The organism is Xanthomonas sp. NCPPB 3442 (assembly GCF_056725145.1).
The window spans coordinates 3,057,389-3,083,018 of record NZ_CM161514.1 but is presented as its reverse complement, the minus strand read 5'-3'; the positions used below and the strand labels follow the sequence as shown (position 1 = coordinate 3,083,018).

Below are 25,630 nucleotides of genomic sequence, written 5' to 3'. Positions count from 1 at the left end.
GCCAATACCGATGCATCTGTCATGACAACGCCTCCTCCGAAGAACAGGTGTCGACTCCCCGCAATTCAATGCCAGCTAAAACTAGAGGTCTGCGGTTGATGTTGATCACGGAACTCAGCGGGCGTTAGTCCGCCCAGGCTGTCGTGCGGGATCTGTTGGTTGTAGTCGGCAAGCCAGTGTTCGGTCTGTTCGCGGACCTCGCTCAGCGTGCGGACGAGATGCATGTCCAGCACGCCGCGCCTGTAGCTGCCGTTGAAGCGTTCGATAAAACCGTTCTGCATCGGACGCCCCGGTTCAATGAAGTCCAAGGCGATGCCCTTACGCTCGGCCCACTCGGACAAGGCCAGCGCGACAAATTCCGGCCCGTTGTCCAAACGTAGCTTGTTCGGATAGCCGCGCCAAGCTGCGATGCGTTCCAACGTGCGGATGACGCGGGCGGCCGGAAGATTCAGGTCCACTTCGATCGCCAAGGCTTCCAGACTGAAATCGTCGATGACATTGAACGTGCGAAAACGCCGACCGTCCCATAACGCATCGGACATGAAGTCGATCGACCATCCAGCATTGGGGCGATCACCGCAGGCCAGCGGCTGTGGATGACGCGTCGGTACCCGGCGCCTGCTGCGACGACGTTGATTGAGCTTCATCAGGCAATACACGCGCCAGACCCTCTTGTGGTTCCACACATGTCCGCGACGGCGGATGATTTGAAAAAGTTTTCCAAATCCACGCTCAGGAAAACGCTCGGCCAACTCGGACAACAGCGCGATAACCTCATCATCCCGATCGGGACGACGCTGATAGCGCATCGTCGAGCGCGCCACGCCAACCACCGAACAGGCCCGGCGCTCGCTCCAGCCATGCTGCTCGATGAGCCAGGCCAGAAGCGGGCGCTTGTGCGCCGGGTCTACAGTTTTTTTGCGATGACATCCTTCAATGCATGGTTTTCCATCGCCAGCTCGGCGTACATGCGTTTGAGCTTGTTGTGCTCGGTCTCCAGGTCGCGAAGGCGCTGCACATCAGCGGCCTCCATGCCGCCGTACTTGGATTTCCAGACGTAGTACGTCGCATCGGAAATCCCTAGCTCACGACACACATCCTTGACTTGGCGGCCACCCTCGACCTGCTTCAGCGTGGCGACGATCTGGCTATCGGTGAACTTGCTCTTGCGCATTGGTGGTCTCCTTGATGGCTAGTGTGCCCGGAGACCTCTAGTTATGGCTGGATCAAGTTTACGGGGAGTCGACACAGGCACCGTCGTCGGCCGGCGACGGGATGTCGGGAGGTTAGAAGCCGTGCATAGTCGGCGGGCGTATTTCTCCCGAAGGAGTGTTGTATTAGCCGCCCTCCCGACGCAGGCAGCGCGTCGGTTTGTACCTGCAGGCAGGCGACGCCCCCCCGATTTTGAGTAGCACCTCAGTTTGGAGTCCAATTCCCTAACTCGAGGAGATTGGACGTGAAGAAGCGTTTTTCTGAAGAACAGATCATCGGCTTCCTGCGCGAAGCTGATGCCGGTGTGGCGATCAAGGACCTGTGCCGGCGGCATGGCTTCAGCGAGGCTTCCTATTATCTGTGGCGCAGCAAGTTCGGCGGGATGAGCGTGCCCGATGCCAAGCGGCTCAAGGACCTTGAGTCCGAGAACGCGCGGCTGAAGAAGTTGCTGGCCGAGCAGCTGTTCGAGAACGACCTGATCAAGGATGCACTGCGAAAAAAGTGGTGAGCGCACCGGCGCGTCGCATGCTGGTGCGCGAGTGGATCGGGCGTGGTGCCAGCGAGCGTCGTGCGTTGGCAGTGATCGGCATGAGCGCCAGTGCGCTGCGATATTGCCCGAGCGAAGATCGCAACGTCGAACTGCGCGAACGCATCTGTGCGTTGGCGCATCGCCATCGCCGTTATGGTGTGGGGATGATCTATCTCAAATTACGACAGGAAGGACGCATCGTGAACTACAAGCGTGTGGAGCGGTTGTACCGCGAGCAGCAGCTGCAGGTCCGGCGCCGCAAGCGCAAAAAGGTGCTGATAGGAGAGCGTCAGCCGCTGCTGCGGCCATCGCAGGCCAATCAGGTGTGGTCGATGGATTTCGTGTTCGACCGCAGCGCCGAAGGCCGAGTGATCAAGTGTCTGGTGATCGTGGACGATGCAACCCACGAAGCGATCGCCATCGAGGTGGAGCGCGCAATCTCGGGCCATGGCGTGACACGCGTGCTGGATCGGCTGGCGCACAGTCGCGGCTTGCCACAGGTGATCCGCACAGATAACGGCAAGGAGTTTTGCGGCAAAGCGATGGTGGCCTGGGCACATGCGCGTGGCGTGCAGTTACGGCTGATCCAGCCTGGCAAGCCAAACCAGAACGCCTACGTCGAATCGTTCAATGGCCGGCTGCGCGACGAATGCCTCAACGAGCACTGGTTCCCAACCCTGCTGCATGCGCGTACCGAGATCGAACGCTGGCGACGCGAATACAACGAGGAGCGACCCAAGAAGGCCATTGGCGGCATGACGCCATCTGCGTATGCCCAACAGCTGGCCAACACCGATATCATCAACTCCGGACTCTAAACCCGGCCGCTACTCAGAGCGGGGGGACGTCGCAGGCACAAAAAACCCACCAGTTTGACGGAGGTGGGTACCGCTACTAGAGGAGTTTCTACGCTCCCTGAGGTAGAGGTCGCTACTGGTTGTTTGGAATGTCAACTGCTTGGTTTAGGAGCATAAGAGCTGATCTGATGCCAGAGTAGGTCTACTCGTAACGGCGTGTACGCATCGAAGCAAATTGTCAAAGTCTGTCGTAGCGTAGCGAAAAGTGCTTGTTCTGCCACGCCTATGCGGCTGGTAACGCATTGCGGCATGTTCCAGGGTAGGCGAGATAAGGTTGCAGTGTGATAAATCGCTACCTCTAAACCTTCTTGTGAATAAAAAGATCTGAGGCTAAAACCGTCACAAGCATCAAGGTTGCTCCCGATATCGCAATGTAAAAACCCCTCTTATCCCACACGGATCTGAAGGGCTTTTTCTCTGGCGCGATCATAAATGATACCGATCTAATCAGCCCCCCGACAGCCAACAGGCATACTGCAATCAACCCTAAAACCATCTGAATCCAAGGCATCATTGGGTGCACTCACATTTTTTTTGCTCTAGAAGCACAGTAAAGCCCGCCGCAACACCATACAACGTTGCATCGAATCCGCCTTGAGATTGATTCCACCCACTTGAGTCAGCACCATTGCCAAAATTAAACCAAGTTGAAGTTGCGCCCCCAATTGAAATTTTTTGATAGACCTGATGACCCAGTCCAAATGCTATTGATCCGAAGCCTACTTTCGAATAAGCACCGCGAAAAATTTCAGGATCAGGCACGCCGTTCGAATCGTTAAGCTCAACTTGTGAGCCCGTCATGGACCCCTGCGTGCCGACCCCACCCGCCGCAGCTAATGCCATTACATATGCAGACGCGAATCCGCCGCCGGGTCACGGCGAAGTAACCTGGTAAAAATCGATATTACCCCCATAATATGCAGCACCGGCCCCTACGCTATACGTTGATCCTTTCCAAGTCGCTAAGCCATAAGGGTCAGAATTCATCAATGGGGATTGAAGCGCATAGCCATAAGTACTCACGCCGCCCCGAAGTCCAATGAGGTCGGACTGTACGTATCGCCCCACCCCGGAATCGAGATAACGCTGATAATTGTAAAAGACCCCGCTTGCAGCGTCATATCTTTGCCCCGGGAACCGCATATCCAAGACCAGCGCCGCACCATCCCCATCAGGATCTTGATTCGGCGCGGTGTTGCCGAAGGCTTCGCCCTTCAAGCTCCACGTCCACACCGCCACATCGCGGGTCGGGTCGATCACCACGCGCGGGCTGCCTAGGTGGTCGGGTTCGATGTAGTGCAGTTTGTTGGCGTTCGCGAGCAGGCCGACCGGAAGATCTTCCAGCCAGATCGCCTGTTGTTTGGGCGCGCCGTTGCTGTCGTAGTCGCCCAGCCAGTGGCCGGCTTCATCGTAGAGCGTGTAGGTGTTGGTGGTGCCGAGGAAGCGGCGCACCTGCTCGCCACGGCCGTTGTAGCGGTAATTCATCGTCACCGCGCCGGCGCGGCGGGCCTGGGTCATACGGCCGGTGGTGTCGTAGGTGTATTGGCGGGCGGTGCCGCCGATGGCGGTGGTGTTGCCGGTGGCATCGTATGTACGTGCGACGCCTGCCATGGCGCTGAGGCGGTGGCTGTCGGTCGGATAGCTATAGATCTGCGTGGTGGTGCCGACCTTGGCGCTGAGGCGGTTGCCGGTGGCGTCATAGCTGTAGCCGTCAATGACAGTTCCGGTGACACCATCGGTGAGGCCGGTCAGGCGGCCCAGCGCGTCGTAGCCCAGGCCGATCTCCGGCGCGGGATTGCCTGCGGGCGTCAGCGCGGTGAGGTTGCCGGCCGGGTCGAAGCCGAAGCCCACTTTCAGCCCACCCGGGCGGGTGTCCTGGATGGCCTGCGGGCGGTAGTCCAGATCGTACTGGCGGGCGAGGGTGCGGCCATTGCCGTAGGTCCAGCCGGCAGCCGGGCCGAATGGGTAGTAGCTGGCGTTGCTCAGCAGCACCTGCCGGCTGCCGCCGGCCGGGGTCACGCCGACCTCGGTGGTTTGGCCTTGCGCGTTGCGCACGTAATCGACCACCGCGCCGTCTGGATAGGTCATGCGGCGCAGCTGGCCGCCGACGGTGTAGTCGTAACGCAGCACCAGCGCGGTGCCGTTGCTGGTCTGTACCTTGCGCACCAGATCGCCGAAGCGGTTGTAGCAATACTGGGTAATCGCGCCGCCATCCTGCATCCTGGTCAGGCGGCCGATGGAGAAGGTCTCCCCGCTCGTGCAGGCCGTCTGGGTCACGTCGTAGGTGTAGGTAACGTTGAGGCTGGTGGTGGGGTAGGTGACCTTGGTCAGGCGATTGAGCGCGTCGTAGCTGTAGGCGGTGGTGTTGCCGCGCGCATCGGTCTGGGTGGCGCGGTTGCCGGCACTGTCGTAGGTGTAGCTGGTGACGCCGGTGTCCGGGCTGGTGAGCTTCACCAGATCGCCAAACCCGTTGTAGTCGTAGGTGGTGTCCAAGCCCTTGGGGTCGGTGACCTTGGTCAGGTTGTCGAGTGCGTCGTATTCGAACTTCGTGTCGGCCTTGATGCCGGCGACATCCTGCAGCGTGCGCGACAGGCGATTGAGCGGGTCGTACTCGTTCTGCGTCGCGGTTGCCAGCGCATCGGTCACGGTGGTGGCATTGCCGTTGGCGTCGTACGCGAAGTCGGTCGGGTCGCTGGCGGCAGTGGCCTGCGTGTTGAGCTGGCCGAGCTGGTTGTAGACGCGCGAGAGCGTGCGCTTCAACGTGCCCGACGCATCGCTGGTGTCTTCCTTGATGCGGTTGCCGGCATTGTCCAACGTGTAGTGGACGGTACTGCCCGCGTTGTCGGTGATGTCGGTCAGCCGATGCGCCGCATCGTAGGTGAAGGCGGTGAACGCGCCATCGGGCTGGGTGACCTGCTTGACCAGGCCGGTGGGCAAGTAGTCGATGCGGGTAATGCGGTCATCTGCCTCGCTGGAGGCATCGGCCCCACGCACCTTGGTGGCGGTCAGCCAACCGCGCGGGTGATAGGTGTAGTCGGTGACGATGCCGTTGGTGTCCTTGATGGACAACGGGCGACCTGCGCCGTCGTAGGCGAGGTATTCGGTGATGCGGCCTAGGGCATTGGTGATTTTCCAGAGGTCGATTCTACGGTGCAGGCATATGCCACCAGGCGAACTGCAGCCAACATCATCAGTATCGAAGTAGGTGTACTTGACGACTTGTCCACGCTCTGTAGTCTGACGGATTAACCCCTCTTGCGGGCACCCAACTTGCCCGGATGCATCACAGTACTGATAAATGGTTTGCCGCACGCCCGAGGGCGCAGATGATTGACTGCCGCATTCGTATACCGATGGTTCCGCAATCGCAAGGTCATAGCGGCACGATGCGAGGATCAATCCGAGCGCGCTGTATTTCGATGTTTCGGCGCTGACTCTGCCGGATGTCGAAATGACGTTGCGACTGGCGATATGGTTGCTAGCGCCACGAGTCACCTCAGTCGTTCTGAGTGCTCCTGCCTGCGAAGATAAGGTTTCACGGACCAATAACCCTGAATCCGCCGTGTCAACGAAATCCCGACGCGTCGAAACACCATTACGGTCCGTGCCACCCCTTGGCCTTCCGCGTTCATCGAAGCTGGAACTAAGCGAGCCGCGAGAGTCGGTGATCCCCGTTACTTGCGGAAAGGGACCGAGAGATAGCGTGTAGTTCGAAACCGCGCCTAATGGGCCCGTCACGGTTGCTTGCCCGGCACCAGCGTACGTGATGACCGTCTTTGCTACCATGTTTGAGCCAGAATGCAGCATGCTGCCGCTTACGTTTCCTTGGGCATCGTAGCGGAACGTCGCATAGCGAACATCGTTATCGAAAATGCCGGTGAGCAAGTGTCCGATGCTAGCCGGCGCAAGATGTGGCTCGTCGTATCGATAAGATCTTGACGATCCATCCTGATAGATCACTTTGGTCAGATTCTTACTTTGGTCGTGCTCGTACGATACGCCTGTACCATCATCCAAAGCCACGCGCTGTAACAGCCCTTTTCCATCATAGGAAAAGCGTAGCGCCCTCCCGGCCCCGTCTAGAGCCAGTGCGAGACGGCCACGGCTATATGATAAGGCTACGTCGTAGACCGGACCTGATGGTGAAAATATCTCCTGCAAGTCGCCCATTGAAGAATATGTGCGGCGTTCGCCATTTCCTCTAATCAAAGTCCATGAGCCGTCATCGATCCACCGCAGTTGATCGGTTGGATCTTGATCTCCTCGATAAATGCGGCTGCCTGCTGAGGTGAATGTTTGGAGATAACCTTTTTCGCTAAATAATTGGATTCGGTTGGTATTTCCGTTATATATTATTTTTTCTAGGAATGTGTGGCCCCAGCCAAGCCCGATGGCGCCCGAAATCTGAATTTCTTGAAGGGAATGATAATACCGGGTGAATTCACGGCCAGCAAAGCTAAGGTCAGGCTCGGTACGCATCTTGTCCCCCGTGGCTGGGAAGCAAGGATTCTCATTGGCTGGACAAGAGCTAGTCTGCTTGGGTCCAGTTGAATCAATTTTTGAAATTCGATGTGTCGGCTTGCCTGCGGTGCAAAGGTAAGGCCAGAGTGCAATATAATCTGGATTTCCAGTATTATTATAAGTTGGGTTGTAGCCCCAAATCGGCCAATATTCTGATGGGCAATTAAATGTTTGAATTTTTACCAGTTGGTGCTGCCATTTGTCCGGGTACGATTGTCCCCAGCCAGGACACCATGCATCGTTTTTGAACCATTTATCCTGAGGTGTCATGAAAGATAGAAAGCCAAAGCCCGCATCACCTCTGGACGAAACAAAGGGTTCTCCGTAATTACCCTCAATCCTATAGTTCGTAAAGGAGCAGGTAGGATATGTTCGTTGCCAGTAGGCTTTCATGCTTTCCATTGCTTCTTGTTCACTGGCACAGCGGTTCGGATAGTAGGGGTCCCCTGCAGGTTGGCAAAATCCGGCATAAAAGCTGTTGTCCCAACCGCCAACAGAGTAGCTTGGCGGGTTGAATTTTATTGGCGGCTGATCGGGAGCTACATAAACAAAGGTGATGGCTGAATTTGCAAGGTATTGGTTTGCGGGCTCGGTGCCTTCTCTTTCAAGAAATTTTCCGTAGCCGAAATGGCTTCGCATTTCCGCTTCAGCTTCCGGTAAATTTGAGAAGCATGCACTTTCGTAGCAAAATTGGGGGGCTGCGGCATGTGCTGATTTATTTGTGATAAAGAGCGATAGAATAACTATCAGGAGCACCCCAGCAAACGATCTCTCACGCGAATATCCGTTCGATTCAATTTTCACTTTAATCCTTTCAAGTGCCGCTTTTGCTGTACATGGGGTTGGTGCTCAGTCCATAGATCCTCTGCCGAAATTAGATTTCCGTCAACTGCCTTGATCATCGTTCGCTAACTTGACTTTTTTGCGCTAGATAAATCCCTTGTTGCCAGTAGGCGCTAATAATGCTTAGGTGCGCCTAGAGGGCTCCTAGAGTAAATTTCGCTTCTGTGAAATCTGTTTGCTGCGGCCTGCCTTATCTGAGCTGCAAAAATATTTAAAGAGCGATAAAGTCATTGTTGCCTGGTATTTATTTAGATAAAAAGACCGGCGTTGCGCCGGTCTTTTTATTTATTTTTTAATCTAAGTGTTGTTGCTTTACACCGACAACTCCAGCAACAACTTATTCAACCGCCGCACATACGCGGCCGGATCCTTCAAACTATCGCCCGCAGCCAACGCAGCCTGGTCGAACAACACACGACTCAGGTCGCCGAAGCGATCCATATCCTGTTCCGCGTCGAGTTTCTCGATCAGCGGGTGGGTCGGATTGAACTCGAACACCGGCTTGCTTTCCGGCACCGCCTGGCCGCTGGCTTCTAGCAGCTGACGCATCTGCAGGCCCAGGTCGCCCTGGCCGATGGCCAAGATCGCCGGGGAATCGGTCAGGCGATGCGAGACGCGTACTTCGGCCACGTCGTCGCCCAGCGCTGCCTTGATGCGCGAAGCCAGACCTTCCTTGGATTTAGCGAGGTCTTCCTGCGCCTTCTTGTCTTCTTCCGAATCCAGCTTGCCCAGGTCCAGGTCGCCGCGCGCCACGTCCACGAACGACTTGCCGTCGAATTCGGTGAGATAGCTCATCAGCCATTCGTCGATGCGGTCGGTGAGCAGCAGTACTTCGATGCCCTTCTTGCGGAAGACCTCCAAATGCGGGCTGTCCTTGATCTGCGCGTAGCTTTCGCCGGTGAGGTAGTAAAGCTTGTCCTGGCCTTCTGCCAAACGGCTCACGTAATCGGCCAGGCCCACGCTTTGTGCGCCGGTGGTGTCGTGCGTGGAGGAGAAGCGCAGCAGGCCGGCGATTTTTTCGCGGTTTGCATAATCCTCGGCCGGGCCTTCCTTCAATGCCTGGCCGAAGTTGCGCCAGAACGTGGCGTAGTCGTCGGGCTTGTCCTTGGCCAGCTTTTCCAGCATGTCCAGCGAGCGCTTGGTCAGCGCCGACTTCATCGAATCGACCACCGGGCCGGATTGCAGGATTTCGCGCGAGACATTGAGCGAGAGGTCCGACGAATCCACCACGCCCTTGATGAAACGCAGGTACAGCGGCAGGAACTGCTCGGCCTGGTCCATGATGAAAACGCGCTGCACATACAGCTTCAGGCCCTTGGCCGAGTCGCGGTGGTACAGGTCGAACGGGGCACGGCCGGGCACGAACAGCAGCGAGGTGTATTCCAGCTTGCCTTCGACCTTGTTATGGCTCCAGGCCAGCGGGTTGCCCGCGTCGTGGGCGATGTGCTTGTAGAACTCCTGATACTCCTCGTTCTTGATCTCGGACTTGGGGCGCGTCCACAGCGCGCTGGCGCGGTTGACCGCTTCCCATTCGGGCTCTGCCGGCGTGTCGGCGGCTTCGCCGTAATGCTCCTTGCGCATCTCGATCGGCAGGCCGATGTGGTCGGAGTATTTCTTGAGGATGCCGCGCAGCGTCCAGCCATCGGCGAACGATTCTTCGCCTTCCTTCAGGTGCAGCACGATGCGGGTGCCGCGCTCGGGCTTGTCGACGCTGGCGATCTCGAATTCGCCTTCGCCACGCGAGGACCAGTGCACGCCTTCGCTGGCCGGCAGGCCGGCGCGGCGCGAATACACGTCCACCTGGTCGGCGACGATGAAGGCGCTATAGAAGCCCACGCCGAACTGGCCGATCAGGTTGGCATCCTTCTTCTGGTCGCCGCTGAGGTGCTTGAGGAAATCGGCAGTGCCGGACTTGGCGATCGTGCCCAAGTGCGAGACCGCCTCCTCGCGGCTCATGCCGATGCCGTTGTCGTCGATGGTCACAGTGCGCGCGTCCTTGTCGTAATCGACGCGGATGCGCAGCTCGCCGCTGCTTTCCAGCAGCTCGGGCTTGACCAAGGCTTCGAAGCGCAGCTTGTCGGCGGCATCGGCGGCATTGGAGACCAGCTCGCGCAGGAAGATTTCCTTGTTCGAGTACAACGAATGGATCATCAGCTGCAGCAGCTGCTTGACCTCGGTCTGGAAGCCGAGCGTCTGCTTGTCGGTTTCAACGGTCATTGGGGTCGTGCTCCGTGGTGGTCCAGGCCGCAACGCGGCCGATGGCCTGGGGGATGCGGCCGTCTGCCGATTTTTCAAGGCGGGCCTGCGCGAATGTGCCGCGCGGCGGCTGGTGCGGGGCAGGGCGGCTGCGGCGATGGCGGCGGTATCATGGCCGGCCATTCGTCCTGCCTTGAGCCATGTCGCCAACTGCGCTACTGCCGTGCTGCACCCGCCCGCCCTCGCCAGGTGCGGGGCGATGAGCCGCCTGCAGCGCCCGGCCTCGCGTGGCGCGGAAGGCCAGGTGCGTATTGTTGGCGGGCGCTGGCGCAATACGCGGCTGGCGGTGCCCAGCTTGCCCGGCCTGCGCCCCAGCAGCGACCGCGTGCGCGAAACGCTGTTCAACTGGCTGATGCCGCGCCTGCCCGGCGCGCGCGTGCTGGATCTGTTCGCCGGCTCCGGCGCGCTGGGCCTGGAGGCGGTGTCGCGCGGCGCTGCGCATGCCACCCTGATCGAACGCGACCCCGGCCTGGTGCAGCGGCTGCGCGAGCACGTGACCCGGCTGGATGCCGCCACGCAGGTGCAGGTGCTGCAGGAAGATGCGGTGCGCTGGCTGGAGCGTGCGCCCGCAGCGCTGGCTGATATCGTCTTCGTCGACCCGCCGTTCGCGGCCGGGCTGTGGCCGGCAGTGCTGGAGCACCTGCCGGCGCATGTGGCGGCCGACGCCTGGCTGTACCTTGAAGCGCCCGCCGATGCGCCGCCGCTGCTGCCGGCCGGCTGGCATCTGCACCGCGAGGGCGCCACCCGTGAGGTGCGCTATGCGCTGTACCGCCGGGCCGCTGCTACACTGAAGAGCGATCCGACCCCGGTAGTCTCCGTATGAGCGTTGCCAACAGCCGCACCGCCGTCTATCCCGGTACCTTCGACCCGATCACCAACGGGCATATCGACCTGGTGAATCGCGCCGCGCCGTTGTTCGAGCGCGTGGTGGTGGGTGTGGCGTATAGCCCCTCCAAGGGCCCGGCATTGTCGCTGGAGCGCCGCGTGGCGCTGGCCCAGGAAGCGCTGGCGGCGCATACCAATGTGGAAGTGCGCGGCTTCGATACCCTGCTGGCGCATTTCGTGCGCGAGATGGGCGCCGGCGTGCTGCTGCGCGGCCTGCGGGCAGTGTCCGACTTCGAATACGAATTCCAGATGGCCAGCATGAACCGCCATCTGATCCCGGAGGTGGAAACGCTGTTTCTTACCCCGGCCGAGCAATACAGCTTCATCTCGTCCTCGCTGGTGCGCGAAATCGCGCGGCTGGGCGGGGATGTGTCCGGCTTCGTGCCGGCATCGGTTGTCGAGGCCTTGCGGCAGGTGCGCCAGTCCCGCGCGCAGGCCTGATCATCTGCAGTTACATCACCACATGCATTTCAAAGGGAGGAGTTTCATGAAACACACCATGCGCGCTCTGGCGCTCGCTTCGATCGCCGCTCTGGCGGTCACCGCCTGCAAGAAGGAAGAGCCGGCACCGACCGCTGCCGCCGCACCGGCCCCGTTGACCGCACCGGCCAAGGACGACAACGCCGGCTGGAAGAAGTACCTGCAGGAAGTGGTCGGCCAGAACCTGGGCACCACCACCAACAGCCCGTTCCTGTACTACTTGCCGCCGGAGTCGGACGCCGAATTTGCCGGCAGCTACGAGCGTCAGCTGGAAAGCGTCAAGACCGCGCTCGCGCGTGGCGTGCAGCCGGGCAACATGCTGGCCTTCGGTTCGTCGGCGTCCAGCAAGATGGCCGACCTGATCGATGCGGCGTTCAAGGACGTGGCACCGGACTCGATGAAGGGTGTGCGCGTGCTGTTCATCGGCAATGCTGCCGATAACGCGCGCGTGCAGACCATCGTCCAGCCCAAGGGCGCGGAATACATCTTCGTTGAAGCCAAGTAATGCCGTAGCAGGCCGGATGCGCGGGAGGGCGCATCCGGCCGCAGCCTGGGAATGCACCATGCTGCCGAGTTCGCACTCCACCGGAGCCGGCCGCACCAGGCCGGTGTCCGACAGCGCCCAGGGCGCTATCTATCTGCCGCTGCGCGCCATGGGCGCCCGGCTGCAGCAGCACATTGCGTTCCAGCGCCTGCGGTTGCAGCGCGCCGCGTCGCGTCGCATCGTAGTGCCGATATGTCTCTGAAAATCAACGAGCTCTGCGTCAACTGCGACGTCTGCGAGCCTGCGTGCCCGAATCACGCCATCTCGATGGGCGAAACCATCTACGTCATCGATCCGGCACGTTGCACCGAGTGCGTGGGCCATTTCGACGAAGCGCAGTGCGTGGTGGTGTGCCCGGTCGAATGCATCGATCCGGATCCGGCCATTCCGGAAACCCATGACCAGTTGCTGGCCAAGCTGATGCAGTTGCAGCGCGATCACCCCGAACTGTACGAACAGGAGCCCCCCGCCCCGTGAGCACTTTTTCCCGACGTTTTTCTTCGCGCGGCGTGTTGCTGCTGGCCTTTGTGCTGGCGCCAGCGGCCTGGTGCGCCGATGCCGCCAAGCCGGCGACGGCCACCACCGCAGCGGTTGCCGCGCATCCACCCGGCGCGGCGATCGCCAGCGGCCATGCGCTGGCCACCGATGCCGGCCTGCAGATCCTGCGCGAGGGCGGGAATGCGTTCGATGCCGCGGTGGCGGTGTCGTCCACGCTGGCGGTGGTCGAGCCGATCAGCTCAGGGCTGGGCGGCGGCGGTTTCTTCCTGTTGCACGACGCCAAGACCGGCAAGGACGTGATGCTGGACGCGCGCGAAACCGCGCCCGCGTCGGCCACCCAAGCGCAGTTTCTCGACAAGAAAGGCGAGCTGGACCGCGACCGCTCGGTCAACGGCCCGTGGTCGGCGGGCATCCCGGGCTTGCCCGCAGCGCTGGTGGAGCTGGCTGCCAAACACGGCCGGCTGCCGCTGAAGCAGTCGCTGGCACCCTCGATCCGCATCGCGACGGAGGGTTTTCCTGTCTACGCGCGCATGGCCAAGGGCTATGCCTCGCGGCGCGAGGTGATGGAGCGTTACCCCGGTACACGCGAGGTGTATCTGCGCGGCGGCAAACCCATTGCCGAAGGCGACACCTTCAAGCAGCCGGAACTGGCGCAGACGCTGCAGCTGCTCGGCGACAAGGGCTTCGACGGGTTCTACAAGGGCGAGACCGCCAAGAAGTTGCTGGCCGGCGTGAAGCAGGCCGGCGGCCAGTGGAGCGCGGCCGAGCTGGCCGGGTACCGGGTCAAGGAGCGCGCGCCGATCCAGTTCGACTACCGCGGCTGGAAGATCACCACTGCGCCGCCGCCGTCGTCCGGTGGTATTGCGCTGGCGGCGATGCTGCAGATCCTGGAAGGCTGGGACTTGAACACGCTCGATGAGGTGCATCGCACCCATCTGGTGGTGGAGTCGATGCGCCGCGCCTACCGTGATCGCACCTTCTTCCTGGGCGACCCGGACTTTGTGGACGTGCCGCAGCGCGTGCTGACCAGCAAGGATTACGCGCAAGGCCTGCGTGCCACCATCAACCCGGACAAGGCCACGCCCAGCGATCTGCTGTCGGGCAACCCCACGCCGCTGGAAGACGACGAGACCACGCACTTTTCCATCATCGATGGCGAAGGCAACCGCGTCGGTGCCACCCAGACGGTGAACCTGCTGTACGGCTCGGGCCTGATTCCCAAGGGCACCGGCGTGCTGCTCAACAACGAGATGGACGACTTCGCGCTCAAGCCGGGCACTCCGAATGCGTTCGGCGTGATGGGCTACGCCGCCAACGCGCCCAAGCCGGGCAAGCGCATGCTCAGTTCGATGACACCCACCTTCATGGAATCGGCCGACAAGGCGATCGTGCTCGGCACCCCGGGCGGCAGCCGCATCATCACCATGGTGCTGCTGGGGATCCTGGGCTACGACGCCGGCCTGGATGCGCAGGCGGTCAGTGCGCTGCCGCGCTATCACCACCAGTGGTTGCCGGACGTGATCGACGCCGAGACCGACGCGTTTTCGGCGCAGACCGCCAAGGGCCTGCAAGCGATGGGGCATGCACTGAAATTGCCAGGCGACACCGCCGAAGGCGGCCGTGGCTCCAGCCATGTGTGGGGCAACCTGCAAACGGTGGAGTGGGACAAGCGCCGCAACGTGCTCAGCGGCGGCAGCGACCCGCGCAACCCGGTGGGCAAGGCGCAAGTGCAGTTGGACGCGACGGCACGCTGAGGCGTGAACCCGATTGCGTCGACGCCCGGTAGCCGGCAAGGCGGCCGGGCGTTGTTCGTTGTTTCGATCAAGCGCCATCGATGCAATGCGACCGTGGTTGCCTGGGCTGGCGCGTTTGCTGCCCGCCCAGCATGCGCTTGATTGCTGGCATGCGGTGATGATGAGCGCGGCATGGCTGCGTGCGGGGCAATCCGCGCAAGGGGCGCATTGCTGCAGCGATGCGGATTGACGCATCGGCTATGCCGGCATTGGACTTGTCGCTGCAAGATAATGCGGCGACCATCGTGGCATGACTATCTTCAAAACTCTGCTCACCAGCCTGATGATCGTTTCGCCCGTGCTCGCCTGCGCTGCAGAGACAACCGGCAGGCAGGAGGCCGTGGCGGCCAGCGACGCCATCCACGTCAACCAGCTGGGTTATCTGCCGGGCTCGGCAAAAATGGCGATCGTCGGGCTGCCGCCGCAGGGCACCGCGAACCGTTCGGACCGCTTCACCGTCGAAGATGCACAGGGACGCAGCGTGTTGCAGGGAACCCTGCAGCCGGCCGCGATGTGGTCGCCGGCCGGTCAGCAGGCGCGGGTGGCGGATTTTTCCGGGCTGCGTGCGGTCGGAACCTATCGGTTGAAGGTCGACGGGCTGCCGGCATCGGAGACCTTCGCCATCAACGCGCATGCCTATCAGCCCCTGGTCGATGCAGCGTTGAAGGCGTTCTACTTCAACCGTGCCAGCACCGCGCTGCCGGCACGCTACGCCGGGCGCTATGCGCGCGCGGCCGGGCACCCGGATACGCAGGTGCGCATCCATCCGTCCGCAGCGTCTGCAACGCGTCCGACCGATAGCGTGATCAGCGCGCCCAAGGGCTGGTACGACGCGGGCGACTACAACAAGTACATCGTCAATTCCGGCATCAGCACCTACACCTTGCTGGCGGCCTACGAGCAGTATCCGGCGTTCTTCAGGTCCAAGCCGCTGACCATTCCCGACGATGCGCCCGGCGTGCCCGGCATCCTGCAGGAGGCCTGGTGGAATCTGGACTGGATGCTCGCCATGCAGGACCCGGCCGATGGCGGCGTGTACCACAAGCTCACCGACAAGCAGTTCGATGGCTTGGTGATGCCGGATCAGGCCACCCAGCAACGCTACGTGGTGATGAAGACCACTGCCGCGACCTTGGACTTCGCTGCGGTGATGGCCGTCGCCAGTCGCGTGTATGCGCCATTTGAAAAGCAGTATCCGGGGCTGTCGGCGCGCATGTTGAAAGCCTCGCGGGCTGCGTGGGCGTGGGCGAAGCAGCATCCGGACGTGATCTACCGGCAGCCCAGCGACGTGCGTACCGGCGGTTACGACGATGCACACCTGGATGACGAATTCGCCTGGGCGGCGGCCGAGTTGTACATCGTCACCGGCGAGGATGGGTTCTACGACGCGATGATCGCGCGCAACGTGCCGGCCACCGTGCCGTCGTGGGGCAATGTCGGTGGGCTGGCCTGGATGTCGTTGGCCGCGCATCGCGACCGACTCACGCCGCATGCCGATCGCGCGCGGATCGCACGGGAGATCACCGGACTGGCACAACAGTTGGCCGACACCTGGCAATCATCGGCATGGCGGCTGGCGATGAACGACAGCGACTTCGTGTGGGGCAGCAATGCAGGGGTGCTCAACCGCGCGATGATGCTGCTACAGGGCTACCGGCTGACGCAGCAGCGGCAATTTCTGGATGCGGCGCAATCGCAGCTGGACTACATCCTGGGCCGCAATCCGCTGGGGCTGTCGTTCGTGACCGGGATAGGCAAACGCACCCCGATGCATATCCATCATCGCCCCTCCGAGGCCGATGGGATCGAAGCGCCGGTGCCGGGTTGGCTGGTCGGCGGCCCGCAGCCGGGGCAGCAGGATGCCAAGGAGTGCAAGGTGCCGTACCCCTCCAAACGGCCGGCGTTGTCGTACCTGGACAACTTCTGCAGCTACTCCACCAACGAAGTGGCGATCAACTGGAATGCGCCGCTGGTGTATGTGAGCGCGGCGATCGAGGCGTCGACGCGCTAAAGCGTCGCTATCAAGCCGATGCCGCGGCTGTTCCTTTTCCCGTCGGGAGAAGGTGGCGCGCAGCGCCGGATGAGGGTACGGCGTCGGCAGGAATACTGATACACCGTACCCTCATCCAACCCCTCTCCCGCAGGAGAGGGGCTTAAGCTGCTGCAATTCATGCTGCCTGCGTACCAAAGGTTCGGTCACCAGCAGCTCTGAATGACGCTTTTGGCCATGCCAGCAACATGATCGAGGTCGGACGCGCTGCGGCATTTCCTTCTGCCTTCGGGAGAAGCTGGCGCGTAGCGCTGGATGAGGGTAGGCGGCAGCAAGAACACTGGCATGCCGTACCCTCACCCCAACCCCTCTCCCGGGCGGGAGAGGGGCTTAAACTCATTCCAGCCGCGTTCCAAAAATCCGGTCGCCTGCATCGCCCAGGCCGGGCAGGATGTAGCCCTTGTCGTTGAGGTGTTCGTCGATGGCCGCGGTATAGACCTCGACATCCGGGTGCACCGCTTCGAGCGCCTTCAGGCCTTCCGGCGCGGCGACCAGAAAGATGCCTTTGATGCGCCGTGCGCCGGCGCGCTTGAGCATGTCGATGGTGGCGATCAGGGTGCCGCCGGTGGCCAGCATCGGGTCCAGGATCAGGGCGTCGCGTTCTTCCAGGCGGCCAGTGAGGCGTTCGAAATAGGGCACCGGTTGCAGGGTCTCTTCATCGCGCTGCAGACCGACCACGCTCACGCGTGCGGCAGGAATCAGTGCCAGTACGCCGGGCAGCATGCCCAGACCGGCGCGCAGGATCGGTACCAAGGTGATCTTTGCGCCGGCAATGCGCTGCACCGTCACCGGGCCGGCCCAGCCCGGCTGGGTGTGCGATTCGGTATCCAGATTGGCGGTGGCCTCGTAGGCCAGCAGCGTGCCCAGTTCGGTGACCAGTTCGCGGAAGCCCTTGGTGCTCAACGCGGCATCGCGCAGCAGGCCGATCTTGTGCTGGACGAGGGGGTGGCGGACTTCGACGATTTTCATGGGCAGCGGCAGGCGGGAGAGGGGCACAGTGTGCCGCAGCCGCGCGGTGTGTCGCCACACTTCGGGTGTGATCGCTGATGCATATGTCATGTCAGTGAAACGTCGTAGACATAGTGTGCCCACCCATTCTTAACCGATTGGGGAAGCACCCGTGTTGAACAAGACTCCGCTCTGCCTGGCGATCACGCTGACGTTGGCTGCGGCCACGTGGAGTCCGCTGACGCACGCGGCCCAGGGTGCGGCCACGGGCGGCGCTGCCAGCGCTGCGGCAATCGACCTGGAGCGGCTGGAGGTGCGCCCGCAGCTGGAAGCGCAGGAGCGCGCAGTCGATCTCAAACGCGCCTCCGATGCCATCCAGGACGCCGTCGCCTCCGATGCGATGGGACGTTACCCGGACAAGAATGTTGCAGAATCCTTGCAGCGCCTGCCCGGCGTCAGCGTGACGCGCGACCAGGGCGAAGGCCGCTTTGTGGTCATCCGCGGCCTGGATTCGTCGCTCAACAGCGTCACCATCGACGGCATGACCATGGGCACGCCGGAAGACGGCACGCGTTCGGCACCGCTGGACGTGATTCCTTCCGATTCCACCGAGCGCCTGAAGGTGGTCAAGTCGCCGACCCCGGACATGCCGGGCGATTCCATCGGCGGCGCGATCCAGGTGGAATCCACCTCCGCCTTCGATCGTGACGGACGCACCTTGCGCGGCTCCATCGAAGCCAGCCACCAGTCGCTGTCGGGCAAGACCAGCCCGAAGGGCGCCTTCAACTACAGCGACATCTTCAATGGCACCTTCGGGGTGGCCGTGGGCGTGAACTATCAGGACCGCGAGTTCGAATCGGACAATACCGAAGTGGCCTACGACACCTTTGACGGTGGCGCGGACGACGATCTGTTCGCCGGCGAAGTGCAACGCCGCAAATACTTCATCGAACGCACCCGCATGGGCGCGAACCTCAATCTGGACTGGCGCCCGGACGCGGATAACCGCTACTACCTGCGCACGCTCTACAGCCGTTTCGACGATGCCGAAACGCGTCAGCGCACCATCTTCGGGTTGAGCGATGGCGAGGTCAGTGCCAATGGCGACGGCACCTATCGCGTGGACGACCTGCCGGCCGACAGCATTTCCAAGCGCGTGCGCTACCGCACCAAGAAGGAAGACACCATGGCGTTGAGCGTGGGTGGCGAAAACCGCCTGAGCGCCGCCACCGTGGATTACAAGCTGGGCTACACCAAGACCCGCGAGCGCGTGAACGATGAAAAGGAAGCGCGCTTCAATTACGACGGCGACGATCTGGCGGCCACGGTGGATCAGCGCAGTGGCATTCCGAAGCTGGGCTTCTCCGACAACGGCTGGCAGAGCAACGATGATTTCGTGTTCGATCGCTTCGTGATTGCGCCCACGCAGGTGGACGACAGCGAGCGCAGCGCACAGATCAATGTGCGCTTTGACGGCGAGCATTCCAGCCTGAAGATGGGCGTGCTCGGCCGCTGGCGCGAGCGCGGGGTGAACGTGGACGAAAACGAGCTGCGTCGTGGGCCGGCCATCGACCTGAGCGACTGGACCACTGCCGCGCCCGAGCACCGTGGCGGCACCTTGGGCCAGAGCATCGGCTCGGACGGCATGCGCCGCTACTGGAACACCTCCGGCGATCTGTACAGTGCACGTCCGCAAGATGTGGGCGGCAATCTGCAGACCTCGCTGCAGGACGATTACACGGCCACCGAAGATGTCTTCGCGACCTATGCGATGGGCACCTGGGACATCGGCGCACTGCGCATGATCGCCGGCGTGCGCGTGGAAAATACCCAGTTCGATGCCACCGGCAACCAGGTGGACGTGGCAGCCAATGGCCGCACCGCCACGGTGACGCCACGCGAGGCTTCCAGCAGCTACACCAACGTGCTGCCCGGCCTGCATCTGCGTTACGACAGTGGCAACGATTGGGTGCTGCGCTTTGCGGCCAACAAGACCTTGTCGCGCCCGGCATTCGGCGATGTGTCGCCACGCGTGAGCATCAACCGTGGCGATAACGAGGTGAGTCTGGGCAACCCCGATCTCGATCCGTACCGTTCGCAGAACCTGGACCTGTCGTTCGAAAAATACCTCGGCAGTACCGGCGTGATCTCGCTGGGCGTGTTCCACAAGTCGATCGACGACTACATCGTGCAGACCATCAACACCAACGATGCGGAATTTCCGGGTCTGCAGGTCACACGCTCGATCAATGGCGACACCGCAAAGGTGCGCGGTGCGGAATTCAATTGGCAGCAGACCCTGGACTTCCTGCCCGAGGGCTGGAATGGTTTTCTGGTTGGTGCCAGCGCCACGGTGCTGGACAGCGATTTCAATCCGGGTCTGGAAAATCGTGCCGGCGACGACTTCACCCTGCCGCGTTCGTCCAAGCGCATCTACAGCGGCCACCTGGGCTACGAAAAATACGGGTTCAGTGCGCGCGTGGCGGCGGTGTATCGCAGCCAATATCTGGACACCATCGGGCAGAGCCGTGCGTACGATATCTACGTTGCCCCACACACGCAGCTGGATTTCAGCATGAACTATCAATTCAACAGCCACGTCAGCCTGTATCTGGAAGCGCAGAACCTGTTGGACGAGCCGTTGGAGCTGTATCAGGGCATCCGCTCGCGCACCCTGCAAAATGAAGAGTACGGCCGCACCTACGCGCTTGGCCTGAAGGTGGCGCTGTGATCGCACCACGCACCTTCGTGCAGATCACGCTGCTGTCCGCTGCCGCCGCATTGGTCGGTTGCGCCAGTGCCCCGGCCGGCCGCGAAGCCGACGAAGCGCTGCTGAAGGATCCCTTGCTCAGCAAGGCCAACGTAGCGCACGAAGTGGTGCCGGAAGCCTTCATTACCGCGCTGACGCCAGCGGACAACCTGGATTCGCCGGCCAGCTGGATGGCGCCGGATGGTCGCCGTTGGGTGATCGCCACGGCCAAGGACACGCATGCGCTGGTGGTGTTCGACGGCGACAGCGGCAAGCGGCTGCGCGTGGTCGGCGGCAAGGGCAAGGCCCTGGGCAAGCTCGACCGCCCCAACGGCATTTCGGTGGTCGATGACCTGGTGTTCGTGGTGGAGCGCGACAACCGGCGCGTGCAGGTCTTCTCCTTGCCCGATCTGACGCCGGTGACGGCGTTTGGCCAGAACCAATTGCGCGAGCCCTACGGCCTGTGGGTGCGCAAGCACGAGGGCGGCTACGAGGTGGTGGTCAGCGACAACTACATGTCGCCGGCCAACAAGGATCTGCCGCCGCCGCTGGCCGAGCTTGGCCAGCGCTTTCGGCGTTATCAGCTCGATGCTGCAGGGCAGGGCTGGCAGGCACGACTGACGCAGAGTTTTGGCGACACCAGCGAAGCGGGCGCGGTACGGATTGCCGAATCGGTGTTCGGCGATGAAGCCAATGCGCGGCTGATGATTGCCGAAGAAGACGTGGCCGTGGGCACGCAGTTGCGCGACTACGGCATGGACGGGCGGTATCGCGGCCGCAACGTCGGCGCCGGGCTGTTCAAGGCGCAGGCCGAGGGCATCAGCTTGTTCGCATGCAGCGACGGGAGCGGCTACTGGATCGCCACCGATCAGTTCAAGGACCGCAGCGTGTTCCAGGTCTTCGATCGCAAGACGCTGGCGCATGTCGGCGCCTTTGCCGGCCGTGTGACCGCCAACACCGATGGCGTGTGGCTGGATCAACGCAGCAATACGCGCTTTCCGGGTGGCGTGTTCTATGCGTTGCATGACGACCAGGCAGTGGCCGCGTTCGATTGGCGCGATATCGCGCGGACATTGCGCCTGAAAGAGTGCACGCCATGATGGCCGCGCGCAGATCGATCTCTGCGTTGCTTGCGGCGATCGCAACCATAAGCGTTTCAGCCTCGGCTGCCGACCGTGCTGCCGAACCCAATACGCAGGTGCCGGCGGGTTCGACGCATTATGTTGCCGATGGCTTCCCGGACCGCATCGTCGCCACGCCGGCGCAGGACGCGGCCACAGGGTTTGCGGTGGCCTGGCGCACCGATGCCAGCGTCGACAGACCGTGGCTGGAACTGGTGGTCGCCGGCGATTCGCCGGATGTAGGCACGCCACGACGCATTCGGGCGAGCACGCTGACGCTTGCCAGCGAAAACGGCAGTTCGCATCACCATCGCGCCGATGTCGACGGGCTGCAGCCGGACACGATGTACGCGTACCGCGTGCAGGGGCAGGGGACCTGGGGCGCGTGGAATCACTTCCGCACGGCTGCCACAGCCACCACGCCGCTGACCTTGCTGTATTTCGGCGATACCCAGAACAAGAATCTCAGTCTGGTCTCGCGGGTGATCCGTCAGGCCTGGCGCTCGGCGCCGGACGCGCGGCTGGCCTTGTTCGCCGGCGACCTGGTCAGCGGCAAGGACGGCCAGGACGACAACGAATGGGCCGAGTGGTTCGAGGCCGGGCGCTGGCTGCTGGAAGGCACTGCAGTGGCGCCGGCGCCGGGCAATCACGAATATCACGAAGAGGGCGAAGACACGCCGCAGGCAACCCGCGTGCTCGGCAGTCATTGGCCGGTGACCTTTGCGTTGCCGCGTAACGGGCCTTCGGCCACCGCGCGCACCAGCTATTGGTTCGACTACCAGGGCGTGCGCATTGCCGTGCTCGACGGCACCTCGGCGCTGGACCTGGGGACCGGCCCCGCGCAGGCGCAGTGGCTGGACAAGGTGCTGGCCGACAACCCGCATCCCTGGTCGATCGTGCTGATCCACCAGCCATTCTTCTCGCCGCGTGCCGATCGCGAAAACGAAAAGTTGGTCGCACAGGTGCTGCCGGTGATCCGACGCCACAAGGTGGATCTGGTGTTGCAGGGCCACGACCACACCTACGGCCGACGCGGCGATGCGGCCGGGCAGGCGACGCCGGTCTTCGTGGTCTCGGTCGCCGGGCCCAAGCAGTACCGCCTGTCGGACATGGCGCGCACCACCATGCGCCCGGTGGGCGAAGACACCCAGCTCTATCAGGTGCTGCGTCTGGACAGCCAGCATCTGGTGTACGAATCGCGCACGGCCACCGGGCGTCTCTACGACGCGTTCGAACTGCAACGCGACAGCGACGGCAGCAAACGCTTGATCGAACGCGAGGCGGGACGCATCGCGCCACGCAATTGCCCGCGCAGTGCAACGCTCAAAGGGCGTGCGGATCGATGCTGGGAATGAGCGAGGGCAGGCAACAGCCTGCCCGGCATTACCGTGCTACTGGCGGCTGGGCAGCAGTGCGTAGACGGTCTGCAAGCTGCACGTGGTTGCGTGTCCGCTGCCAGCTTCTTCGAGGTGCCCGACCGCCGCCTTGAATATGACAAGGCAGCAAGCGGTTTAATCCGGATTTCGACTGGATTTACGCGTTGTTTCAAAACTTCGCATCTGCATAGATTGTTTCTATGAGCTTGCGGTCGATCATCATGTACCGCGATTTATGTCACGTCGATAGTGCGACTACGGTTGGTACGGCCGGGCCAGCGACCAGGTAGCCGAATCGATGCGGCACTGCGGTGGCGGCTCGGTTCCCCCACGCCCGAGTCGCCCCCATGATTCCCCAATTAATTCACCTGACCGCACCCACCAAGCAGCTGCTGTGGGAAGAGCGCAGGATCTGCGATCGCCTGCAGCGCCTGTTGCCTGGATGGACCTGTTACGTCTGGGACGATGCCGATAACGCAGAACTGATGCGGCGTGCGTTCCCCGAGTTTGCCCAGCGCTACGAGCAGATCCGCTTCGGCGTGATGAAAGCCGACATCGCCCGGTGCGCGTACATGCACGCACATGGCGGCTTCTACTTCGACACCGACTACAAACTGCTACGACCGCTCGATGCGCAGGTGCTGTCGCAGCATTGCGTGTTGCCCGTCGAGGAAGGTGCGCCGGGCCAGGAAGACTTCAAGATCGGCAATGCCGTGTTTGGCTCCGAGCCCGGGCATCCGTTCTGGCGCGCTTTCATCGAGCACATCTTTACCGCGCATGCCCCGGAAACTCTGCAGGATCACCGCGAGATCCCGATGATTTCGGGCCCGCGTGGGCTGACGCGCTTCTACAACGCGCATGGTGGGCAGTTCGCCGACATCCTGTTCCCGCCACGCGATGCCTTTCATCCGGACCGCACCTGGTTCGGGCTTGGCCATCGTGGCGGCAAAATCGCGGTCGGCTCGCACCTGTGCTGGGCATCGTGGCGCGGCAAGTCGCCGCGGCGTGCGCTCACCAACTACCTGCGCCGCAAGTTGAATGCGGTGCCGATCTGAGTGGCAGCGTGCACGGTGATACGGCAATCGACCTGGGGCAGGGCCGCTCAGGTCGAATCTGGGTGAGGTCATCGCCCTGCATGCTGCAGGCGATTTATGCAAGCGCAAGCTTGCATGTTCTCGTGGCTTCGCATCGTGTGTTGCAGGTACTGCGCAAATTCAGACCAGGCAACGCAGTCGGGACAATGGCCGATGACCCACCCTGGATCGGCTGGACGCAACCGAAGACTTGCGCCACTGTCGCCGGCGCCGATCGCGGTTCCAGTGCACCGCGCAGAGTGCCGGTGGAAGACCTGTCAGCCATCTGCGGCACGCCGACGACATGCGCGCCGGCGTGCCGCGTGGAGCAAATCAGGCCGCTGCGGCCTGCACCTGACGCGGGCCTTCCTTGAGCGCACGCGCGATCAGGCCGACCAGCAGATCGAGTTCGTCTTCATCCATCGCAAAGTGCGGGGTGAAACGCAGCGAATTCTCGCCGCCATGGATCACGTTGACGCCGCGGTGGCGCAACCACTCCTCGGTGGAACCGGCGCCGTAGCACTTGAATTGCGGTGCCAGTTCGCAGGAGAACAACAGGCCGGTGCCTTGCACCTTGGTGATCAAGCCGCCGAGTTCGGCCTGCAGCGCCTCCAGCTTGGCAATCGCCTGCGCACCGCGGATGCGGATGTTGTCGCGCACCTGCGGGGTGAACAACGCCAGGGTGGCGCAGGCCACATCGAGCGCGCGCGGGTTGGTGGTCATGGTGTTGCCGTAGGTGCCCTTGCGATACACCTGCGCGGCGTGCTCGGTCACCGCCAGCACCGACAGCGGGTACTGCGCCGCATTGAGCGCCTTGGAATAGGTTTCCAGGTCCGGCGGGTCGAGCTGCTCGAATCCCGGGTAGTCCACCACCGACAGCACGCCATGCGCGCGCAGCCCGGCCTGGATGGAATCGACCAGCAACAGGCTGCCATGGGTACGGGTCAGCGCGCGCGCCGCGGCGTAGAACTCGGCCGGCAACGCACGCCCCGGGTCGCCTTCGCCCATCACCGGCTCCAGGAACACCGCCTCGATAAACCAGTGATTGCGCGCGGCCTCATCGAAGGCGCGTTGCAACGCGGCCACGTCGTACGGGGCGATCGCGATGACCGAATCCTCGTCGCGATAGCTGGCCAGGTACTTGGTGTAGGTCTTGCGGCTGGAATCCGAATACAGGCCAGGGCGATCGGTGCGGCCATGGAAGCTGCCCTTGACCACCAGACGCTTGATGGTGGCACCGGCGTGCCGCGCGCCGGGGTCGGTGTGCAGCTTGGCGTTGGTATCGACGATGCGGGCAGCCAGGCCCACCGCTTCGGAGCCGGAATTGAGACACATGAAGCGTGCAAACGGGCAGCCGCCGCGGCTATGGCCGATCTCGGCACGCAGGGCGCGATCGAGCCGGCGCTGCGCCAGGCTGGGCGTCATCACGTTCGCCATCACCTGCGGGCGCGCCATGGCCTCGAGCACCGCGGACGGCGTATGGCCGAAGCCGAGCATGCCGTAGCCGCCGGCGTCGTAGAGCACTGCGCCCTTGAGCGTGACCACCCATGGCCCGCGTGCGGCCAGTGCCACGTAAGGCGTCACTGCGTCGTCGGCATAGAAATTGATGAAACCTTCCTGCACCGCGCCGATCTGGGCCTCTTCGTCCAGGTCCAGCAGGTCGGCGGCGTCATCGCGCACCAGCGCGTACTCGGCTGCTGCCGCATGGATGGCCTGCTGCAGGTCAGGGTGGCTGCCGGCCAGGCGCGCGATGGTCGCATCGTCCAGGCCTTCGGTCAGGCGGCGGCCGGCATGGGCACGCAGCGGGGCGAGCGGGGCAAGGACGGACATGGCGCATCTCCTTCAAAGGTGGCGTTCCCTTCCTATTATCGGCAGAAGATCGGCGTTTGGCAGCG

18 protein-coding genes are annotated in these 25,630 nt (G+C 62.4%); 12 read left to right on the top strand and 6 right to left on the bottom strand.

Annotation, left to right across the window (positions count from 1 at the left end; translation table 11 throughout):
- Positions 1-65: 65 nt before the first annotated feature.
- Positions 66-1,174 (bottom strand): IS3-like element ISXca2 family transposase gene (locus tag AC1POX_RS13390; RefSeq protein ID WP_372356260.1). Its coding sequence is split into 2 segments (ribosomal slippage): positions 66-922 and positions 922-1,174, totalling 1,110 coding nucleotides; the frame shifts between segments, so codons are not numbered across the junction.
- A 282-nt stretch (positions 1,175-1,456) separates the two neighbouring features.
- Here AC1POX_RS13390 and AC1POX_RS13385 point away from each other — a divergent pair.
- Positions 1,457-2,559 (top strand): IS3 family transposase gene (locus AC1POX_RS13385; RefSeq protein WP_372356259.1). Its coding sequence is split into 2 segments (ribosomal slippage): positions 1,457-1,715 and positions 1,715-2,559, totalling 1,104 coding nucleotides; the frame shifts between segments, so codons are not numbered across the junction.
- Positions 2,560-3,108: 549 nt separating this feature from the next.
- Here the strand turns inward: AC1POX_RS13385 and AC1POX_RS13380 are convergent.
- The 3 genes from AC1POX_RS13380 to htpG form a co-directional block, all read right to left on the bottom strand.
- Complete coding sequence (locus AC1POX_RS13380) at positions 3,109-3,441, bottom strand: hypothetical protein (protein WP_372356258.1); 333 nt, start codon at positions 3,439-3,441, stop codon at positions 3,109-3,111.
- Between the two features lie 30 nt (positions 3,442-3,471).
- Complete coding sequence (locus tag AC1POX_RS13375; RefSeq protein WP_372356257.1) at positions 3,472-7,923, bottom strand: RHS repeat-associated core domain-containing protein; 4,452 nt, start codon at positions 7,921-7,923, stop codon at positions 3,472-3,474.
- A gap of 351 nt (positions 7,924-8,274) precedes the next feature.
- Complete coding sequence (gene htpG / locus AC1POX_RS13370; protein WP_372356256.1) at positions 8,275-10,179, bottom strand: molecular chaperone HtpG; 1,905 nt, start codon at positions 10,177-10,179, stop codon at positions 8,275-8,277.
- Positions 10,180-10,351: 172 nt separating this feature from the next.
- Here htpG and rsmD point away from each other — a divergent pair, with 172 nt between their 5' ends.
- The 7 genes from rsmD (at position 10,352) to AC1POX_RS13335 (ending at position 16,429) form a co-directional block, all read left to right on the top strand.
- Positions 10,352-11,041, top strand: a complete 690-nt coding sequence (gene rsmD / locus AC1POX_RS13365; protein WP_372357178.1) for a 16S rRNA (guanine(966)-N(2))-methyltransferase RsmD — start codon at positions 10,352-10,354, stop codon at positions 11,039-11,041.
- Complete coding sequence (coaD, locus tag AC1POX_RS13360; protein WP_008574388.1) at positions 11,038-11,544, top strand: pantetheine-phosphate adenylyltransferase; 507 nt, start codon at positions 11,038-11,040, stop codon at positions 11,542-11,544. The genes rsmD and coaD overlap by 4 nt, the downstream gene beginning before the upstream one ends.
- Positions 11,545-11,590: 46 nt before the next feature.
- A complete protein-coding gene (locus AC1POX_RS13355) occupies positions 11,591-12,088 on the top strand; it encodes a hypothetical protein (protein WP_005931897.1) in 498 nt (165 codons plus the stop codon).
- A gap of 58 nt (positions 12,089-12,146) precedes the next feature.
- The gene (locus tag AC1POX_RS13350; protein WP_029819671.1) at positions 12,147-12,329 is read left to right on the top strand and encodes a hypothetical protein; all 183 of its coding nucleotides are present in this window, start codon (positions 12,147-12,149) and stop codon (positions 12,327-12,329) included.
- Positions 12,320-12,604, top strand: coding sequence for a YfhL family 4Fe-4S dicluster ferredoxin (locus AC1POX_RS13345; RefSeq protein ID WP_014090436.1), 285 nt, complete (start codon positions 12,320-12,322; stop codon positions 12,602-12,604). Before AC1POX_RS13350 ends, AC1POX_RS13345 begins: the two co-directional genes overlap by 10 nt.
- Positions 12,601-14,379 carry a gamma-glutamyltransferase gene (ggt, locus tag AC1POX_RS13340; RefSeq protein ID WP_372356255.1) on the top strand — a complete coding sequence of 593 codons (1,779 nt, stop codon included), beginning with the start codon at positions 12,601-12,603 and terminating at the stop codon, positions 14,377-14,379. Before AC1POX_RS13345 ends, ggt begins: the two co-directional genes overlap by 4 nt.
- 289 nt (positions 14,380-14,668) lie before the next feature.
- A complete protein-coding gene (locus tag AC1POX_RS13335) occupies positions 14,669-16,429 on the top strand; it encodes a glycoside hydrolase family 9 protein (RefSeq protein ID WP_218555327.1) in 1,761 nt (586 codons plus the stop codon).
- A 375-nt stretch (positions 16,430-16,804) separates the two neighbouring features.
- Here AC1POX_RS13335 and upp read toward each other — a convergent pair whose 3' ends face one another.
- On the bottom strand, positions 16,805-17,437 hold the full coding sequence (upp, locus tag AC1POX_RS13330) for a uracil phosphoribosyltransferase (protein WP_008574400.1): 633 nt from the start codon (positions 17,435-17,437) through the stop codon (positions 16,805-16,807).
- 151 nt (positions 17,438-17,588) lie between these two features.
- On the opposite strand from upp, the gene AC1POX_RS13325 reads away from it, so the two are divergent.
- From AC1POX_RS13325 to AC1POX_RS13310, 4 genes are all read left to right on the top strand, one after another.
- Complete coding sequence (locus AC1POX_RS13325) at positions 17,589-20,147, top strand: TonB-dependent receptor (protein WP_372356254.1); 2,559 nt, start codon at positions 17,589-17,591, stop codon at positions 20,145-20,147.
- Positions 20,144-21,265 (top strand): phytase, encoded by a 1,122-nt coding sequence (locus tag AC1POX_RS13320; RefSeq protein ID WP_372356253.1) that lies wholly within the window; start codon positions 20,144-20,146, stop codon positions 21,263-21,265. Before AC1POX_RS13325 ends, AC1POX_RS13320 begins: the two co-directional genes overlap by 4 nt.
- Positions 21,262-22,641 carry a purple acid phosphatase family protein gene (locus AC1POX_RS13315; RefSeq protein ID WP_057681973.1) on the top strand — a complete coding sequence of 460 codons (1,380 nt, stop codon included), beginning with the start codon at positions 21,262-21,264 and terminating at the stop codon, positions 22,639-22,641. Before AC1POX_RS13320 ends, AC1POX_RS13315 begins: the two co-directional genes overlap by 4 nt.
- 368 nt (positions 22,642-23,009) lie before the next feature.
- Positions 23,010-23,717 (top strand): glycosyltransferase family 32 protein, encoded by a 708-nt coding sequence (locus AC1POX_RS13310; protein ID WP_008574407.1) that lies wholly within the window; start codon positions 23,010-23,012, stop codon positions 23,715-23,717.
- Positions 23,718-24,068: 351 nt separating this feature from the next.
- On the opposite strand, the gene AC1POX_RS13305 is transcribed toward AC1POX_RS13310, so the two are convergent.
- Positions 24,069-25,565, bottom strand: coding sequence for an aminotransferase class III-fold pyridoxal phosphate-dependent enzyme (locus AC1POX_RS13305; protein ID WP_031423138.1), 1,497 nt, complete (start codon positions 25,563-25,565; stop codon positions 24,069-24,071).
- Between the last annotated feature and the right edge of the window lie 65 nt (positions 25,566-25,630).